Origin of the sequence: Streptomyces sp. NPDC012935 (assembly GCF_042900345.1) — a bacterium.
Taxonomy (GTDB): Bacteria; Actinomycetota; Actinomycetes; order Streptomycetales; family Streptomycetaceae; genus Streptomyces.
Genome location: NZ_JBIBBC010000009.1, coordinates 203258 through 219296, shown reverse-complemented (window position 1 = coordinate 219296; position 16039 = coordinate 203258). Strand labels below are relative to the sequence as shown.

Genomic DNA, 16039 nt, shown 5'->3' with positions numbered 1-16039 from the left:
CGGATCGGTGGCCGGGTCAGTCCACTATGACCAGCTCGCGGGTCGTGTCATTGAGGCGCCGGCCGCCGTTCTCGGTGACCGTCACGATGTCCTCGATACGCACTCCGAAGCGGCCGGGCAGATAGATCCCGGGCTCCACGGAGAAGCACATGCCGGGCACGAGGGGCTGCTGCTCGCCCTCGATCATGTACGGCGGCTCGTGGGTGGTGACACCGATGCCGTGCCCGGTGCGGTGGATGAAGTACTCGCCATATCCGGCGTCCGCGATGACCGCGCGGGCGGCCCGGTCGACCTCCTGGCAGGCGACGCCGGGCCGTACGGCACGGAAGCCGGCCTCCTGGGCCGCGCGCACCAGGTCGTGGACCCGGCGCTCCTCGTCGGTGGGCTCGCCGACGTGGACGGTACGGGAGGTGTCGGAGCCGTAGCCGTCCTTCAGGCCGCCGAAGTCGAGCACGACCATGTCGCCGCGTTCGATCACACGGTCGCCGACCTCGTGGTGCGGGTTGGCGCCGTTCGGGCCGGAGGCGACGATCGTGAAGTCGACCTGGGAGTGGCCGAAGCGGCGCAGCAGGTGGGCGAGGTCGGCGGCGACCTCGGACTCACGGCGACCGCCGAAGGGAACCTTCCGGATCTCCTCGAACGTTGCGTCAGCGGCCGCACCCGCGGCCGCCAACAGCTCCAGCTCGGCGGCGTCCTTGACGGCGCGCAGCATCGGCAGTGCGTCGGTGAGGGAGGCGTAGGAGGTTGTGGGCAGCGCTCTCTGCAGGGCCAGCAGGTGCAGGGCCCACGCGTTGTCGCTGATGCCGAACCGGCCGCTCGAGTCGAGGAGGGCGGCGGTGGCGGCGTAGGGGTCCTTGCCGTCGGTCCAGTCGCGCAGGGTCAGGCCGGGCGCGCCGGCGGCCTGCGCGGCGTCCGGGGCCTCCAGTGCGGGGACGACGAGGACGGGGTCCCGGCCGGGGACGAGGACCAGCAGGGTGAGCCGCTCGGTCTCCGCGGTGGGCGCGTAGCCGGTCAGCCACACCAGGTCCGGTCCGGGGGCCACCAGCAGCCCGGCCAGGCCGGCGTCCGCGGCCGCCCGCGAGGCACGTTCCATGCGGGCCTTGTAGTCGTCGGCGGTGAAGGGCGCGGGTGCGGTGCCGGTCATCCGGGCCTCCCTGGGCGCGTGAAAGGACTACGGGCAGCATCCTGCCCGTACGGAGGGGGCGGCGCGAGCCGATCGGCGGGTCTTTCGAGCGGCTCGTCGGACGGGCGGTCGGGCAAGGCGTCAGCTGTCCAGTGCCATACGGACGCCGAGGAGGAGCAGCACGCCTCCGGAGATCTGCTCCAGGCGCCGCCGCACACCGGCGCGCGACAGCACGTGCTTCATCCGGGCGACGAACCACACGTACAGGCCGTAGTAGCCGACTTCGTAGATCGCCCAGAGCGCGGCGAGGGCGATCATGGTCGGCAGGTGCGGGGCGCCTTCCGGGACGAACTGCGGGAGGAAGGACAGGGCGAAGACGGCTGCCTTGGGGTTGGCGAGGTTGAGCAGCAGCCCGCCGCGGTAGGAGGCCCAGCCGCTCTTCTGCGTGCCCTCCCACGCGGTCTCCTGCTCGCCGTTCGTGCGGCGGGCCTGCCGAAGCGCCTGGATGCCGAACCAGACGAGCACGACCGCGCCGACGATCCGCATCACGTCGTACGCCACCTCGGAGGCCGTCAGCAGCGCGGTGAGGCCGAACGCGGCGACCACGCCCCAGACGAAGACCCCGGTCTCGTTGCCGAGCACCGTCAGGAATCCGGAGCGTCTGCTGTGCAGCGACTGCTTGATGATCAGCACCGTGCTGGGCCCCGGCGAGGCGGCGACCAGGGTGCAGGCTCCCAGGAAGGCGAGGAGGGTGGTCAGCATGGGGTCATGGTGGCGCGGCCGGCGGAACGGGACCAGTGGATTTCGCGGACCCTCCCTCGAGCCCTTCGCCGAAGACGCGTGGCGGTCAGGTGACGACGCCCGGGATCACCGTCAGCCGCTGGTAGCCGCCGCTGCGGTGGCGCACCGTGAGGGTGGCCTCGCTGCCCGGGCGGGCCCGGGCGACGGCTCGCGCGAGGTCGGCGGCCGAGTCGATGCGGGTCCTGCCGAACGCCAGGAGTACATCGCCGCGGACCAGGCCGGCCGCGTAACCCGGGCCCGGGACATGGACGCCGACGAGCAGGGCGCCCCGCTTCTCCGCGTCCACGGCCTCCACTCCGATGGTGGCGACGGCGGCTGGACGCGGCGAGGAGGCCGGCGTCGGCGATGCGGGGGCCGAGGAACCGGGGTGTGCCGACTCGGACGGGCTTCCGGGCGCGCCCAGCCCTGCCTGGCTCTTCAGTTCGGCGAGCTTGCTCATGCCGATCACCGTGGCCCCCAGGGTGCCGAGGCCGACCCCGGTCAGGATCAGGACCATTCCCACCAGGAGCGCGCACAGCAGGGTCGTGAGCCGTCGGCCGCGCCTGTGCGGCGCGGCGTGCGGACGCCGTGCGCCGGGGGCGGGCTTGGCTTCGTCGCCGGGCCCCTGGCCTGGCATGGGCTTGGGTCGCAACGCAGTCTGTTCCATCGGATCGCCTCCGGCTGGTGACTACCCTGCGCACCGGCGCACGACGAGCCACGATCGAGTGAGACTGACCAGTGGTCAAGAACGGGAAGCCATAGGCGTCACGCCGGAGAACGGGACGTCAGGGCGGGGTGGCAAAGGGGCGGGCCCTGCCTCACGCCGGTTCGAGCAACGCCTGCGCTACCGCTGCCGACGCTCCTTGGAGGGCCCCGGCGTACACCAGTTCCGTCCGGTGCACGACACGCGGTTCCGTGAGCGGTACGGCGACCGCGCCGGGTACCCCGGTGGCCACCGGGCGCGGCAGCAGGGTCAGGCCATGGCCCGTCGCGGCCAGGGCGGTGAGGGCGTGGATGTCGGTGCCCTCGTAGCGCAGGGCGGGGCGGAAGCCGTGGCCGCCGTTCGCCGCGCGGAGGTGAGCGAGGGGCAGGCCCGCGTCGGGGGCCTCCAGCCAGCGTGCGTCGGCCAGGTCGCCCAGGCGCAGGCCGGTGCGCCCGGCGAGCGGGTGCGTGTCGGGCAGGAGGACGCAGACGGGCTCCTCCCGCATGCCGTGCGTGGTCAGCGGTGCCACGTCCGGCAGTCGCAGCGGGTCGCTGGGGGCGGCGAGGCCGTCGACCAGGCCGAGGTCAGCCGTGCCGGTGGCGACGGCCGCGGGGACCTCGTCGCGGGGCAGCACGCGCAGGGTCACGCCGCAGGCGGGGAGCGCGGCGCACACGCGGGGGCCGAACGCGGTCGACGCGGTCGCGAGCGTGAGTCCGCGGTCGGGCACGGCCGCCATCCGTACGACGTCCGCGCGGGCCGCCTCCAGGCGCAGCAGCAGCGGGCCCGCGTGTTCGAGGAGCCGCTCGCCGGCCGGCGTGGGCGCCACGGGGCGACGGGTGAGCAGCGGTGCGCCGAGGTCCCCTTCGAGCGCGGCGATGTGCTGCGACACCGCCGACTGGGTGTAGCCGAGCGCGCGGGCGGCCTCGGAGAACGAGGCGAGACGGGCGACGGTGACGTAGGTGCGCAGCAGGTGCGGATCCATGCCGGACAGCTTCCCCCATGCCATCAGCGCTGCTTATCAGAGGTCCAGTAATCATCGTTGGACGTGAAGTACGGGCCGCGCCCAGGATGACGGTCATGACGAACACCGCTGCTCGGACAGCAACGACCGCGAGGCTCGCCCTGGTCGGGGACCGCTCCCCCAACGTCGTCTCGCACACGCGCGTGCCGCTGCTGCTGGACGCCCTCGCCGAGCGCGAGGGGCTTGTCCTCGACGCCTACTGGATCCCTTCGCAGGACGCGGTCGCCGACGACGCGGTGCGCGGCTTCGACGCGGTGTGGGTGTTGCCGGGCAGCCCGTACCGCAGCGAGGAGGGTGTGCTGTCCGCGATCCGCACGGCGCGCCAGGAGGGGATCCCGTTCCTCGGCACATGCGGCGGCTTCCAGCACGCGCTCCTCGAGTACGCCCGCGAGGTGTGCGGGCTGACCAGGGTCGCCCACGCCGAGAACGACCCCGACGCGGACGACTTCCTCATCGAACCCCTCGCCTGCTCACTGGTCGGCCACGAAGCGGTGGTCCGGGTCGATCCGGGCTCGCTCGCGCAGTCGGTGATCGGCTCGGAACGGACCGTCGAACGGTACTTCTGCGCCTACGGCCCCGCCCGCCACCTCGACACCCTCCGCGCGCACGGCCTGCGCTTCTCGGGGCACGACGAGGACGGTCACGTCCGGATCGCCGAACTGCCCCGCCATCCCTTCTTCCTGGCCACGCTCTTCCAGCCGGAACTGTCCGGCGACGGCCCGCGCCCGCACCCGATCGTCCGCGCACTGGCACGAGCCGCGGTCGAGCACGCGGCGCGCAAGGTCGGCACGCGCGCGTGACGTCCCCTCATCCGTCACCGCGACCTGCACCCGTACGTCAGCCCCTGTCCTGCACCCGTACGTCAGCCCCTGCCCTGCACCCGTACGTCGGCCCGTGTGCCCCTCCCCGTGGCCGCCGTGGGTCGAACTTCAGCGCCTGCGCGGGCATGACGACGAAGGGCCGCATCATCCCCGTGTCCTCGCGCTCGTGGCTGTTACGTTCAGCGACATGACCGATCACGCGCTGCGGGTGCTCCGGAACAACCCCTGCCTGGCCGAACTTGCGGCCCACCTCTTCAACTTCGACATCGGCCGTGCCGCTCACGGCCACGTCGAGGAGGTCCGACTCGCCTCGGGCGGCCCGCTCGACGCAGTGGCGGGGGACGACACCGGCGGCACGTACTTCGTGTGCGCGGACGGGTCGATGCTGTACGCCGACTCGGAGGGCTCGGCCGGGATCGTCGGCTCCAGCGTCGACGAGGCGCTGGAGATCATGATCGGCCTCGAGGAGGAGGAGGACGGGGATGAGGGGCACGACGAGGAGGAGGGCGCAGGGGATGTCGGGGCGGAGCCCAGCCGGAGCCGTGACCTCGAAGTGGCGCGAACCGAGCTGCGGGCCGCGCTGGGCTTTCCGGAGCGCTCCCCCGCCGAGCTCGAAGCCATGCTCCGGGCAGCGCTCCTGCGCACCGAGCCCGGCTTTCTGCTGCTGAACGGGGCGGAGCACAACGCCTATCGGCTGCTCGACTCGTTTCCGCGCCCGCCCCTGTGGGAGCCGGTGCTCGCACAGGGCCGCGCCGATCTGACGCTTCTGCGTGCGGGCGACGCGGTGGCGTGGGACGCGGTGGCGGAGGATCCCGTGCGACGCCGGCTCGCCTTGCGGGCCGCGCAGTTCGACCGGGCCGAGGGCGACCTGGATCTGCTGCGGCACCTGTTGCGCCACGAGACGCGGTCCTCGATGACGGAAGAACTGCGGCTCGCGGCCGTGCTGGTGGGGCTGCGCGGAGACGTCGACGACCTGCCGCTGCTGCACGAGGTGCGTGAGACGGACTTCGACACGGCGTGCGCTCTCGGCGGGATGCCCGAACCCGGCGCGAGCCCGGACGAGTTGCGGGACTGGGCGCAGGGGCTCGACGACTCGCTGTTGGGTACGGATCCCGCTGACGAGCCGGTGTCCACCTGGACCGACCTCGCCCGGGACCAGGGCATGACCGAGCTCGCCCGGGTGACGCTGATCCGTGAACTCGACGCGATCGTCATGGACCAGAGCAGACTCCGGCGACCCGACGCGCAGCGGGCGCTGACCACGGCGCCGGTGCGCGCGCTCGCCCGCGATTTCGAGGAGCTGGGCGACCGCACCCAGGCCCTACGCGCGCAGCGCCTTTACGCCGCATTGCAGGAGAAGGCCTGGGACCGGGTCTCGGCCCGCCTCGACCAGGCCCGTCTGGAGCGTGAGGACGGTCAACTGAAGCAAGCTGTACAGACCTTGGCTGCGGTGCGGGAGATCCTGGCGGCTCCCGGAGACGACTCCCTGCGTCACTGGGAAGGTGTGAACCTCGGCCGCTTCACAGCCGAGGAGCACTACCGGCTCACCCAAGCCCTGATCGAGGCGCACCTCCCCGACGAGGCCCGCTCGCTCCTTCCGGCCGCCGACGCGATACTCGGCGAGCTCTCGGAGAACGCCGCGAACGGCGCCCGGAGGCTCGCCGAGGAGACGACCGCGCTGGTGCGCGAGCTCAGCTGAGGACGGGGACGGCCGGCGGGCGGTCCGGCACGAAGCCGTGTGCGCGGCGCGACAGGTACTCGGCCTTGTAGCGGTCGACCTCCCGGTGCCAGTTCAGGATGCCCGCCATCCAGTTCTGGAGGTCGACGACGTAGTTCGCCATGATCTCCCGGGCTTCCTCCGAGAGACCGAAGTCCTCATACACGATGGGCAGTTCGTGCGCGGCCACGTGCTCGAACTGCTGCATGCGCTGGGTCATCAGGTCGTGGACGACGTCGAGGGCGGTCGGGTAGCCGATGCCGAAGAAGTTCTGTACGACGAGGATCGCGTTGTGGATCTCGCCCTCGTACTCGATCTCCTTCTGGTACGAGAAGACGTCGTTGAGGAGACAGGCGTAGTCGACGGCGGCGTTCTCCAGCGAGCGGACCGGGCCGCTGCGGTAGACCTCGGGTGGGACGGCGGGGCCGTGGCCCATCCGGCACAGGCTGAGGGTGAGGTCGGAGCCGAAGGTGGCGCGGCGCATCTCCAGGTAGTCGACCGGGTCGGGGATGCGGTTCTGCATCTGGTTGGACAGCTCCCACACCCAGCTCTCGGTCATGACGTCGACCGCGTCCTTCAGGAAACGCCGGTGGTCGGGGGTCATGTCCACCGTCGTGCGGGTCCACAGGTCGGCCAGGCCGCGCTCCATGGCGTTGAGGGGCACGGTGGCCTCCTCGCCTTCGAGGGGCATGCAGGCCGCCAGGCGCTGGGTGGTCAGCCGGGCGGCGGCGAGGTCGCGGCGCTGGCCGAAGACGAGGGGGTAGTAGTCGTCGCCGTAGGTGCCCCACGCGAGCCAGTCGGAGCTGAGGTCGAGAGCCTCGGGTGTGGCGTCCGGGTCCAGGCCTGCCGCGCACAGGGGAAGGTCGTAGGCGGCGAGCTTGTCCTCGTCCCAGACCCCTTCCTGAAGGATGCCCATGCGGTGCGTCCACTCGGTCAGGCGGCGCCGGGCGCCCTCGAGGTGCGGGCTGAGTTCCAGTTGGAAGGGCATGTAGAACTCGGGAAGCCGGGACGGGCCGACCTTCTGGAACGGTACGTGCGTGTATGCACGCAGGCGTTCGGCACCGGCCGCCGCGAGCAGCGCGCCGACGTCGGCGGCGGACGTGCCCGGACCGGTCAGCCCCTTCCAGGGTGCCGTCGGTTCGGCGCGCGCGTTCATGTACCGGCTGGAGCGCATGTGCCATTCGTGGCCGCCGGACTGCCAGTCCTGAAGGCCCCGGGTGTACTCGGCGACGGCGGCGACCTCGCCGGGGGTGAGCTCCTTCTCCAGCGCCACGGCGGGAACCTCGGTGAAAGCGGTGTGCTCGAACTGGTGGAGGCGGGAGGTCAGGACGTCGTTGACGGTGTCGGCGGCCTCCTGGGTGGTGCAGCCGAAGAAGGTCTCCAGCACCAGGACGCCGTTGCTGAGCTCGCCCTCGTCCTCGACCTCGCGCTGGTAGGAGAACAGGTCGTTGCGCAGGTGCACGGCATCGGAGAAGGTCTCCATCAGCACCCGCAGCGGCCTCGACTCGGCGACGGACGCGGGGACTTCGGCCGTGGCGTACTCCACAAGACCCGACGACCAGGGGGCGCCGCCCACTTTGCGGCGCATCTCGATGTACTCGACCGGGTTGGACACCCGGCCCTCGTTGATGTTGGAGAGCTCCCACAGGGACTCGTTCAGCAGGTGCTCGGTGGCGACGGCGAAGCGGCGGCGCCAGTCGGTCGACATCGAGGGCACCGTGCGCGTCCACAGGTCGGCGAGGCCCGCCTCCACCGGGTTCTGCGGCTCCGGCATCGGGGTCGACAGGTCCATCGGCATGAAGAGGGGCAGCCGGTCGAGGTAGGCCTTGCCGCCGGCGCGGTCCTGGGTGCGCTTGAAGATCTCCAGGAAGTGGTCGTCGAAGAAGAAGACCCACACGTACCAGTCGGTGATCAGGGAGAGCGCGGGACCGTCGCATTCGGGGTGGGTGTACGCGCAGAGCAAGCCGTAGTCGTGCGCGTCCAGGTCGGCCTGCTCCCAGATCCCGGACCCCTCCAGCATTCCCATCTCGCGCGCCCACTCGGTCGAGTGGGCACGGGCCTCGTCGACATGTGGGTTCAGCTGCGCGGGATACGGCATGTAGAAGTGCGGGAGTTCGAAGGGCTGCTGCGTCATGGCCGGGCCCTACCCCTGGGCCCCAACGGGCATCCACGGCGCGGGACATGATCACACCATCGCGTGAATCGCGGGTGAATCCGGGAGTTCTCGAGGGGCCTTGCGGCGTTCATCTCTACGCGCGCAGACTTTTCGAGCCTCATGTCCCCCGTGTCCCCCTCCCTCCCCGGAGTCGCGATGAACCACACCGGATCACTCTCCCGCCGCACGGCACTCGCCTCCCTCGCCGGGGCGGCGCTCGCCACGACCGCGGCGTTCCCGGCCTCGGCGGCCGAGCAGCACGGCCGCCGGTCCGTGCGGTTCGCCACCTTCAACGCCTCCCTGAACCGCGGCACCGAGGGCGCGCTGATCACCGACCTGTCCACGCCGGACAACGCCCAGGCGCGCAATGCCGCCGAGACGATCCAGCGCGTCGACCCGGACATCCTGCTGATCAACGAGTTCGACTACGACGAGCGGGGCAAGGCGGTCCGTCTGTTCCTGCGCAACTACCTGTCCGTCGGCCACAACGGGGCCAAGCCCGTCCGCTTCCCGTACCACTTCACCGGTCCGGTGAACACGGGCGTCGCCTCCGGCGTGGACCTCGACGGGAAGAACGGCGCGGTCACGACGCCCGGTTCGGACGCCTACGGGCAGGACGCGTACGGCTACGGCTGGTTCCCGGGGCAGTACGGCATGGTCGTCCTGTCGAAGTATCCGATCGACACGCGCGCGGTGCGCACCTTCCAGCACTTCCTGTGGCGGGACATGCCGGGCCACGTGATGCCCCCGGGCTACTACAGCGACGAGGCCCGCGCGATCCTCCGCCTGTCGTCGAAGAGCCACTGGGACGTGCCGGTGCGCATCGGCCACTCCACCGTGCACTTCCTGGTGTCGCACCCGACGCCGCCCACCTTCGACGGCACCGAGGACCGCAACGGCCGCCGCAACCACGACGAGATCCGGCTGTGGGCCGACTACATCGGCGGGCGCCGACGCAGCTCCTACCTGTACGACGACAAGGGCGTGCGCGGCGGGCTGCGGTCCGGGGCACGGTTCGTGATCGCGGGCGACTACAACGCGGATCCGTACGACGGCGACAGCTACGCCCACGCCATCCGGCAGCTGCTCGACCACCCGGCGGTGAACCTTCCGGCCACCCCGCCGGCCAGCGCGGGCGGCGTAGAGGCCGCGAAGCTCCAGGGCGGCGCCAACACCTCGCACCTCGGCGACCCGGCGTACGACACGTCCGACTTCGGCGACACGGCCCCCGGGAACCTGCGCGTCGACTACGTCATCCCGTCCAGGGGCCTGATACCGGGCGCGAACGACGTCTTCTGGCCGACCTCCGACGACCCGCTGTACCGGCTGGTGGGAGACGGGAAGACGGTGCCGACGTCCGACCACCGGCTGGTGTGGCAGGACGTGCGCGTGAGCTGAGCGGCACGGGCAGGTGGCGGCGGCTCCCGGACGCCCTACCTGTTGCGCACCGCCCGCCCCACCTCCGACCTCAGTGCGACGAACTCCGCGGGGCCCCGGGTCGTGATCCGGTCCCGGGTGCCGGGGAGTTCGACGGGCGGGTCCAGGACGACCTTGGCGCCGGGCCCCGGGGACAGTAGGACGACGCGGTCGCCCAGGTAGACGCTCTCGTCGATGTCATGGGTGACGAAGACGATCGTCGTGCCGTGAGCCTGGAGATAGGTGACGTAGTTCGCGCTCGCGACCATGTCGATCTGGCCCTTGGCCAGGACCGGCAGGGCCTGGAGACTCTGCTGGATCTGCTGGATGCGGACGTCGAGACCTTCCTTCTCGAACAGGCCACGGTCCCGGGCGATGTGGAGGGCGGCATCTGTCGGTCTTCACGGATATACGCCACCTTGGTCGCATGACCTCCTTCACGCTCCCGCACGAGCTGCACGGCACAGGTGCCCACAAGGTGTTCGCCGTGCACGGCTGGTTCGCCGATCGGTCCGCCTACGGGGGTGTCCTGCCGGACCTCGACCGTACGGAGTTCACCTACGCCCTCGTCGATCTGCGCGGCTACGGCGACGCGAAGAGCGCCGTCGGCGCGTACACGACCACTGAAGCGGCCCTCGACCTGGTGGAACTGGCCGGCCGGCTCGGCTGGGAGCGGTTCTCCGTGGTCGGACACTCGATGGGCGGCGCGGTCGGGCAGCGCCTCCTCGCCGTGGCCCCGCACCGGCTGCGCAGGCTGGTCGGGGTCTCACCGGTGCCCGCGTCGGGTCTGGACCTGCCGCCGGAACAGTGGGAGTTGTTCGCGGACGCGGCACACAAACCGGAGAACCGGCGCGCCATCATCGACATCACCACCGGTGGCCACCGCCCGGCCGCGTGGCTCGACCGCATGGTCGCGCGTTCGCTCGCCGTCAGCGACCAGAAGGCGTTCCGCGCCTGGCTGGACTCGTGGGCCGGGGAGGATTTCCACAGGCAGGTGGAGGGCTCGCTGGTACCCGCGCTCGCGGTGGCGGGAGCACTCGACCCGGCCCTCTCGGCCGACCTGCTCCGCCGGACGTGGATGACCTGGTACCCCCGCGCCGAACTGCACGACCTCACCGCTGCCGGCCACTACCCCATGGACGAGACCCCGCTGGAGCTGATCCGGGTGGCCGAGGACTTCCTGCGCGCGGACGGCCCGCACGAGGGCGAGCAGGCGTGACGGACCACCACGCACCCCCGGTCCCCGAAGTCCCCGACGTCTTCGACCCCCGGCAGTACGCCAACGGCGTGCCCCACGACGCCTATCGCATCCTGCGCGACCACCATCCCGTGGCCCGGCAGGACGAACCCGAGGTGCTGGGCTGGCCGGCCGGCCCCGGGTTCTGGGCCGTGACCCGGCACGCAGACGTCGTGCGCGTGCTCAAGGACTCGGCGACGTACTCCTCGTTCATCGGCGCGACCCAGATCCGCGACCCCGACCCGGACGACCTGCCGTTCATCCGCCGCATGATGCTCAATCAGGATCCACCGGGACACGGCCGCTTGAGGCGGCTGGTGAGCCGGGCCTTCACCCCCGGCCGCGTGGACCGTTTCGCAAGGGTCGCGCAGGCACGCGCCCGCACGCTCCTCACGCACGCCCTGGAGACCGCCCGAGCTGCGGACGGCACCGTCGATCTCGTCACCGCCGTGACCGACGACTACGCCCTGCTCAACCTCGCCGACCTGCTGGGCGTGCCGGAGGCCGACCGCAAGCTGTTGCTGCACTGGACGCAGCGGGTCATCGGCTACCAGGACCCCGACGAGGCGGGCACCCCGGTGCTCGACGCGCAGGGCAGGCCGGTCAATCCGCGGTCGCCCGCGATGCTGCGGGACATGTTCGGGTACGCCCGGCAACTGGCCGCGCACAAGCGGCGCTACCCCGACGACGACGTCATGACCACCCTCGCCCATGACGCCGAACTCGCCGATGCCGAGCTGGAGATGTTCTTCTTCCTGCTCACGGTGGCCGGCAACGACACCGTCCGCAGCGCGGCGCCGGGCGGGCTGCTGGCGCTGGCCGGGCACCCGGAGTCGTACGACCGTTTGCGGACGGGGCATGTCGAACTGCTCCCCGCCGTGGACGAACTGCTGCGCTGGCATCCGCCGGTCCTCACCTTCCGCCGCACTGCCGCACAGGACACGGAGCTCGCGGGCCGGCACATCCGTGCGGGCGACAAGGTGGTCGTCTTCCATGCATCCGCCAACCGTGACGAGCGGGCTTTCGCCGACCCCGACCGGCTGGAGCTGTCCCGCACGCCCAATCCGCACGTGTCCTTCGGCGACGGCCCGCACGTCTGCCTGGGCGCCCACTTCGCGCGGCTCCAGCTGCGGGTGCTCTACCGGGAGGTCCTGCGGGGGATGCCCGTCCTCAGGACCGCGGGAGAGCCTGAGCGGCTGGTGTCGAACTTCATCAACGGGCTCAAGTCGCTGCCGGTGCGAGTCGGTTGAGCCGCAGCGGATCGACGGCGCGGGGTCGTCACGTGCGTACCTGGATGAGCGCATGCGTCCCGCCCGTGCGCCACTTCTGTCCCTCCGCCGCCACCAGCGCCGCCTCCGTAGGGGCGTCCAGGCCGGTGATCACGTCGGACTTCAGGGTGCGCAGGGCGGCCACCGGGCCGGGGAAGTACGCGGCGACGTCGGCGAACGGCGTGGTCGGCGGCCAGAGGCGGTCGCCCACCAGACGCCGGTAGTTGAGGTCGCCCTTGACGATGGTGAGCGTGGCCGCGGCGAGCTCGTCACGGAGGTCGCCGGGCATCGCCGCGTAGGGCAGCGGGGCGCACGAGAAGGGGTGGGCGCGGACGGTGAGGCGGCCGTCCGTCATCGCCGACCAGAGGACCTGGCCGTACGCAGCCGCCGCACCCTGCGCCGCCGTCAGCCGGCGCAGGGCGTCGAGCACGTCGGCTTGCGGGGCGTCGGAGACGTAGTACGGGTACGCCTTGATGTGCAGGACTGCCCGGCCGATCCGCCCCTGGGTGAGGAGGTGGGCGATGAGGAGCAGGTCGGGGACGAGTTCGCGGCCCGCGTTGTCGGCGATCAGACACAGGGTGGCGGAGCCGGAGGGCGGGAGCAGGGACCAGAGGGCGTCGCTGTCGTCGGCCACGAGGAGCGGGGTGTCCGTGGAGGCCTCGTCGTGTGCGGCGGACAGGCGGAAGCCGAGGTCGGCCCGGTTGCCCCACAGGGAGCCGTGCAGCAGGGCCTCGCTCTGTTCGTCGGCGGGCCGGTCCGCGAGGTCGTCGAGGGCGGCGAGCTCCTCGTCCGTCTCCGGGGCGTCGAGTTCGGCCGTCTTGGAGGGGCGGAAGGGGTCGATGCCCTGCCAGGGCCCGGGAGTGAAGTACCCGACGGCTTCGAGGAGTTGGCGGTAGAAGTAGCTCTCGGACCACAGCCACGGTACGTCGAACCAGGAACGGCCGGTGTGGGCGCCGGCGCCCCAGTCCGTCCAGCGGTCCCGGTCGTGCGCGTCGGCGGGCAGCGGTTCGATCACACCCTTGGTGCAGCTGTCGAGGAGCGCGTCCAGCGCTCGGTGCTGCTCGGGGCCGTACGGGAAGGACTCCCGCACCTGCCGGATGATCGCGGGGTGCCGTTCGGCGAGGACGCTGTGCGGGAACGAGCCGGGTTCGTTCCCGAGGAGCACGGGCGCGGGCGGGGTGTGGGACCTCTCGGGCATACGCCTCACCGTATCGCGCGGGTCAGGCCTGTCATACGGCTCTGATCTCCCGCTCCAGCTGCGTCGCGAGGGTGAGGTAGCGGGCCCGGCGGGGCACCGGGACCAGACCGCGGATCATGATGTGCCACATCTCCGCCACCCTGCGGGGCTGGCGGGCGACGGGTTCGAGGGAGCGGCCGACGACGCGGGTGCCGACGAAGAAGCACACGAGCGAGTTGGCCGCGGCCTCGGCGTCGATGTCCGGGTGCAGGTCGGACTCCTTGGCGGCGCCCAGGAGTTTGCGGGTGGTGATGTCCAGCAGCTCGGTGAAGGGGTGCCGCAGGGGCGGCCGTATCACCGCTCCCCCGGTGGCGAGGCGCAGACCGGCCCTGGGGATGGGGCCCTCGACGGACAGCCGCGCGATGCCGAACGTCGTGCGCATCAGGGCCTCCAGCGAGGTGTAGCCCCTGCCGTCCATCTCCGCCGCGACCTGACGCGACGCACGGGACTGGAGCTCCATGATCGCCTGGGCCAGATCCTCCTTCGCCGCGAAGTGGAAGTACAGGGCGCCCTTGGTGACTTGGGCGTGCTCGACGATGTCGCTGAGGCTCGTCGATTCATAGCCGTGACGGTCGAACAGTTCGGCGGCGGCCGTGAGGATCGTGGTGCGGGTCTGTTCCGCTCGTAACTGCCTCGCCATCAGCTGAACTCTCCTGGGGCCGGAAAAGAACGGGTCGCGCCGTTTGTTTCTTACTCCCCGTACACGATAGCTCAGCCCTCCTCGGTGCCCACCCCGCACTCGAAAACCGTCGACTTTCCCTGCCGTCCCACGACTTGCACATCGGTGCCGTGCGCACCCGGCCCTCCCACGGCCTCGATCCAAAGAGGCAGGTCGAGTTCGGCGTACTGATGGAAGACGGCATGGAAGGAAGCGGGCCTGCGGGGGGACTTCCGGGTCCGGGCAGGTATGGCCTGACGGACGGCTTCCAGCAGCAGCATGCCTGGAACATGATCGAGTGGGTGATCAAAGAAAACAGCATGGCCGGTATCGACTCGCAGTTGCCAGCGGTCGGGGACCTCGGCCGGCGCGAGGACGACGTCCGCGGGCAGGGCGCGGTCCACGGCCGAGGGCGGCAGAGCGGGCGGGACGGGCAGGACGGACACGGTGGCCGCGGTGCGCCCGCCGCGCAGTCGGCGGTAGACGGCTGCGCTGGTCCAGGTGGCGGCCACGTGTGCGGTCCCGACGCACTGGTCATCGAGCCATATCTCCGCGTCGTAGCGGAATCCGGCCGGGCGGCCGCCGCGACGGGTGACGTCGCAGACCGTTATGTGGAGGACGGGTTCGGCGGGTGCCGGGCCGATGGCCAGATGCTCGGGACGCGTGGTGATCCGCAGCTCCGTCAGCACGAACTGATGGTCCAGCGGGACTTCGTAGCCGGTGTGCGCGATGAGTGTGCCGGCCTGGCGGACAGTCTCGGCGACGAGCAGCGGCTCGTATGCCGACCGGTCCGGCGACACGTGTAACTGGTGAGCGCGCGGCCACTCGGCGAAGACGGTGAACCGGTCCTCTCCGGTGCTGGTCGCACCGGTGAGAAACGTTTCCGCGACCGAGGCCCGGTGGACGAGCTGGCGAGGTACCGTGGCGGTCAGGCCTTGCGGTGCCACCGGGGTCTCGGTGAGCGGAGCCGTGGCGAGTTGCCGCGGATGAGACATGTCCCCTCCTTGGGTCCCCCCGAGTGTGCGCTGACAACGGCGAGGTGCCCGTGCCGCGAGCGTTAGAGTACGAGGCGACCGGTTTGTTTTCAATGCGGCCTTGGGTCGCCCGGCCGTGCCCGAACCGCTCCGGCGCACGCCCGGCGCACAGGCCGACTCGGTGCAGCGGAGGGGCTGTTATGGCGAGGCAGGAGCGCGCCATCAGAACGCGGAGGGTGATTCTGGAGGCCGCGGGCGCGGTCTTCGACGAGCACGGGTACGCGGCGACGACCATCTCGATGGTCCTGGAGCGGGCCGAGGTCACGAAGGGCGCCCTGTATTTCCACTTCCCGTCCAAGGAATCCCTCGCCCAGGCCGTGCTGAACGAGCAGATGCCGTTCGGCGTGGTGCCGCCGCAGCCGTGCAAGCTGCAGGAACTCGTCGACATGACCTTCGTGTTCGGGCAGCGGCTGATCGGCAACTCCCTGCTCAAGGGCAGCGTGCGGCTGGCCGTGGATCAGAGCGCTCCGCCCGGTGTCGACGACGCCGGGCCGTTCCGGCAGTGGGCGGACCATCTGGTCGGGCTGCTCGAACAGGCCCGTGACCAGGGCGAGTTGCTGCCCACGGTGGTACCGAGGCAGACGGTGGAGCTGCTGGTCGGGGCGTTCGCGGGACTCCAGCTGATGTCCCTGGCGCTGACCGACCGGGAGGATCTGGCCGAGCGGATCTCGGTCCTGTGGGGACACATCCTGCCGAGCATCGCGGTGCCGGGCCTGCTGACCGGCATCGACCGCGAGCCCGACCGCGGGGTCCGGGTGCTGGCCGCTGTCGGCGAGGCCGACGTCGAGCAGGCCGACATGGATCTGTCCGTACGCTGAGTGCACAGTCACCGACCGGAGTGGCGGTTTTTGTCACTCCGGTCGGAGCCG

The 16039-nt window shown here is 71.2% G+C and carries 15 protein-coding genes; 6 read left to right on the top strand and 9 right to left on the bottom strand.

Translation table 11 applies throughout. The features are described 5' to 3' along the window. Positions 1–16: 16 nt before the first annotated feature. From ACFY5C_RS23155 to ACFY5C_RS23140, 4 genes are all read right to left on the bottom strand, one after another. Complete coding sequence (locus ACFY5C_RS23155) at positions 17–1144, bottom strand: M24 family metallopeptidase (RefSeq protein ID WP_389447019.1); 1128 nt, start codon at positions 1142–1144, stop codon at positions 17–19. 120 nt (positions 1145–1264) lie between these two features. Beyond that, positions 1265–1885 carry a LysE family translocator gene (locus tag ACFY5C_RS23150; RefSeq protein ID WP_389447017.1) on the bottom strand — a complete coding sequence of 207 codons (621 nt, stop codon included), beginning with the start codon at positions 1883–1885 and terminating at the stop codon, positions 1265–1267. 85 nt (positions 1886–1970) lie between these two features. Continuing rightward, positions 1971–2570: a PDZ domain-containing protein gene (locus ACFY5C_RS23145; protein WP_389447015.1), complete on the bottom strand. Its 600-nt coding sequence runs from the start codon at positions 2568–2570 to the stop codon at positions 1971–1973. Positions 2571–2721: 151 nt separating this feature from the next. Further along, on the bottom strand, positions 2722–3588 hold the full coding sequence (locus tag ACFY5C_RS23140) for a LysR family transcriptional regulator (protein WP_389447210.1): 867 nt from the start codon (positions 3586–3588) through the stop codon (positions 2722–2724). Positions 3589–3683: 95 nt separating this feature from the next. On the opposite strand from ACFY5C_RS23140, the gene ACFY5C_RS23135 reads away from it, so the two are divergent. Together ACFY5C_RS23135 and ACFY5C_RS23130 are read left to right on the top strand one after the other, a co-directional pair. Then, complete coding sequence (locus ACFY5C_RS23135; RefSeq protein WP_389447013.1) at positions 3684–4427, top strand: hypothetical protein; 744 nt, start codon at positions 3684–3686, stop codon at positions 4425–4427. A 208-nt stretch (positions 4428–4635) separates the two neighbouring features. After that, positions 4636–6147 (top strand): hypothetical protein, encoded by a 1512-nt coding sequence (locus ACFY5C_RS23130; protein ID WP_389447011.1) that lies wholly within the window; start codon positions 4636–4638, stop codon positions 6145–6147. On the opposite strand, the gene cyc2 is transcribed toward ACFY5C_RS23130, so the two are convergent. Then, positions 6140–8299, bottom strand: coding sequence for a germacradienol/geosmin synthase Cyc2 (cyc2, locus tag ACFY5C_RS23125; protein WP_389447009.1), 2160 nt, complete (start codon positions 8297–8299; stop codon positions 6140–6142). The two genes, ACFY5C_RS23130 and cyc2, sit on opposite strands and share 8 nt — an antisense overlap. 177 nt (positions 8300–8476) lie before the next feature. On the opposite strand from cyc2, the gene ACFY5C_RS23120 reads away from it, so the two are divergent. Continuing rightward, the gene (locus tag ACFY5C_RS23120) at positions 8477–9718 is read left to right on the top strand and encodes an endonuclease/exonuclease/phosphatase family protein (RefSeq protein ID WP_389447007.1); all 1242 of its coding nucleotides are present in this window, start codon (positions 8477–8479) and stop codon (positions 9716–9718) included. A gap of 35 nt (positions 9719–9753) precedes the next feature. Here ACFY5C_RS23120 and ACFY5C_RS23115 read toward each other — a convergent pair whose 3' ends face one another. Further along, complete coding sequence (locus ACFY5C_RS23115; protein ID WP_389447208.1) at positions 9754–10065, bottom strand: hypothetical protein; 312 nt, start codon at positions 10063–10065, stop codon at positions 9754–9756. Between the two features lie 98 nt (positions 10066–10163). On the opposite strand from ACFY5C_RS23115, the gene ACFY5C_RS23110 reads away from it, so the two are divergent. Together ACFY5C_RS23110 and ACFY5C_RS23105 are read left to right on the top strand one after the other, a co-directional pair. Next, positions 10164–10955 (top strand): alpha/beta fold hydrolase, encoded by a 792-nt coding sequence (locus ACFY5C_RS23110; RefSeq protein ID WP_389447005.1) that lies wholly within the window; start codon positions 10164–10166, stop codon positions 10953–10955. Continuing rightward, a complete protein-coding gene (locus tag ACFY5C_RS23105) occupies positions 10952–12223 on the top strand; it encodes a cytochrome P450 (protein ID WP_389447003.1) in 1272 nt (423 codons plus the stop codon). The genes ACFY5C_RS23110 and ACFY5C_RS23105 overlap by 4 nt, the downstream gene beginning before the upstream one ends. A gap of 28 nt (positions 12224–12251) precedes the next feature. On the opposite strand, the gene ACFY5C_RS23100 is transcribed toward ACFY5C_RS23105, so the two are convergent. From ACFY5C_RS23100 to ACFY5C_RS23090, 3 genes are all read right to left on the bottom strand, one after another. Beyond that, the gene (locus ACFY5C_RS23100) at positions 12252–13439 is read right to left on the bottom strand and encodes a damage-control phosphatase ARMT1 family protein (RefSeq protein ID WP_389447001.1); all 1188 of its coding nucleotides are present in this window, start codon (positions 13437–13439) and stop codon (positions 12252–12254) included. Positions 13440–13470: 31 nt separating this feature from the next. Next, the gene (locus ACFY5C_RS23095) at positions 13471–14118 is read right to left on the bottom strand and encodes a ScbR family autoregulator-binding transcription factor (protein ID WP_389446999.1); all 648 of its coding nucleotides are present in this window, start codon (positions 14116–14118) and stop codon (positions 13471–13473) included. 71 nt (positions 14119–14189) lie between these two features. After that, entirely contained in the window at positions 14190–15131 is a 942-nt protein-coding gene (locus ACFY5C_RS23090; protein WP_389446997.1) for a ScbA/BarX family gamma-butyrolactone biosynthesis protein, read from the bottom strand. A 179-nt stretch (positions 15132–15310) separates the two neighbouring features. On the opposite strand from ACFY5C_RS23090, the gene ACFY5C_RS23085 reads away from it, so the two are divergent. Continuing rightward, positions 15311–15988, top strand: coding sequence for a ScbR family autoregulator-binding transcription factor (locus ACFY5C_RS23085; RefSeq protein WP_389446995.1), 678 nt, complete (start codon positions 15311–15313; stop codon positions 15986–15988). Positions 15989–16039 lie beyond the last annotated feature (51 nt).

Excerpts from the sequence above, each read along its gene's own strand:
- ACFY5C_RS23100 (WP_389447001.1), bottom strand. The coding sequence starts at position 13,439 with ATGCCCGAGAGGTCCCACACCCCGCCCGCGCCCGTGCTCCTCGGGAAC.
- ACFY5C_RS23090 (WP_389446997.1), bottom strand. The coding sequence starts at position 15,131 with ATGTCTCATCCGCGGCAACTCGCCACGGCTCCGCTCACCGAGACCCCG.
- ACFY5C_RS23155 (WP_389447019.1), bottom strand. The coding sequence starts at position 1,144 with ATGACCGGCACCGCACCCGCGCCCTTCACCGCCGACGACTACAAGGCC.
- ACFY5C_RS23110 (WP_389447005.1), top strand. The coding sequence starts at position 10,164 with ATGACCTCCTTCACGCTCCCGCACGAGCTGCACGGCACAGGTGCCCAC.
- cyc2 (WP_389447009.1), bottom strand. The coding sequence starts at position 8,299 with ATGACGCAGCAGCCCTTCGAACTCCCGCACTTCTACATGCCGTATCCC.
- ACFY5C_RS23085 (WP_389446995.1), top strand. The coding sequence starts at position 15,311 with ATGGCGAGGCAGGAGCGCGCCATCAGAACGCGGAGGGTGATTCTGGAG.
- ACFY5C_RS23150 (WP_389447017.1), bottom strand. The coding sequence starts at position 1,885 with ATGCTGACCACCCTCCTCGCCTTCCTGGGAGCCTGCACCCTGGTCGCC.
- ACFY5C_RS23095 (WP_389446999.1), bottom strand. The coding sequence starts at position 14,118 with ATGGCGAGGCAGTTACGAGCGGAACAGACCCGCACCACGATCCTCACG.
- ACFY5C_RS23135 (WP_389447013.1), top strand. The coding sequence starts at position 3,684 with ATGACGAACACCGCTGCTCGGACAGCAACGACCGCGAGGCTCGCCCTG.
- ACFY5C_RS23120 (WP_389447007.1), top strand. The coding sequence starts at position 8,477 with ATGAACCACACCGGATCACTCTCCCGCCGCACGGCACTCGCCTCCCTC.
- ACFY5C_RS23130 (WP_389447011.1), top strand. The coding sequence starts at position 4,636 with ATGACCGATCACGCGCTGCGGGTGCTCCGGAACAACCCCTGCCTGGCC.
- ACFY5C_RS23145 (WP_389447015.1), bottom strand. The coding sequence starts at position 2,570 with ATGGAACAGACTGCGTTGCGACCCAAGCCCATGCCAGGCCAGGGGCCC.
- ACFY5C_RS23140 (WP_389447210.1), bottom strand. The coding sequence starts at position 3,588 with ATGGATCCGCACCTGCTGCGCACCTACGTCACCGTCGCCCGTCTCGCC.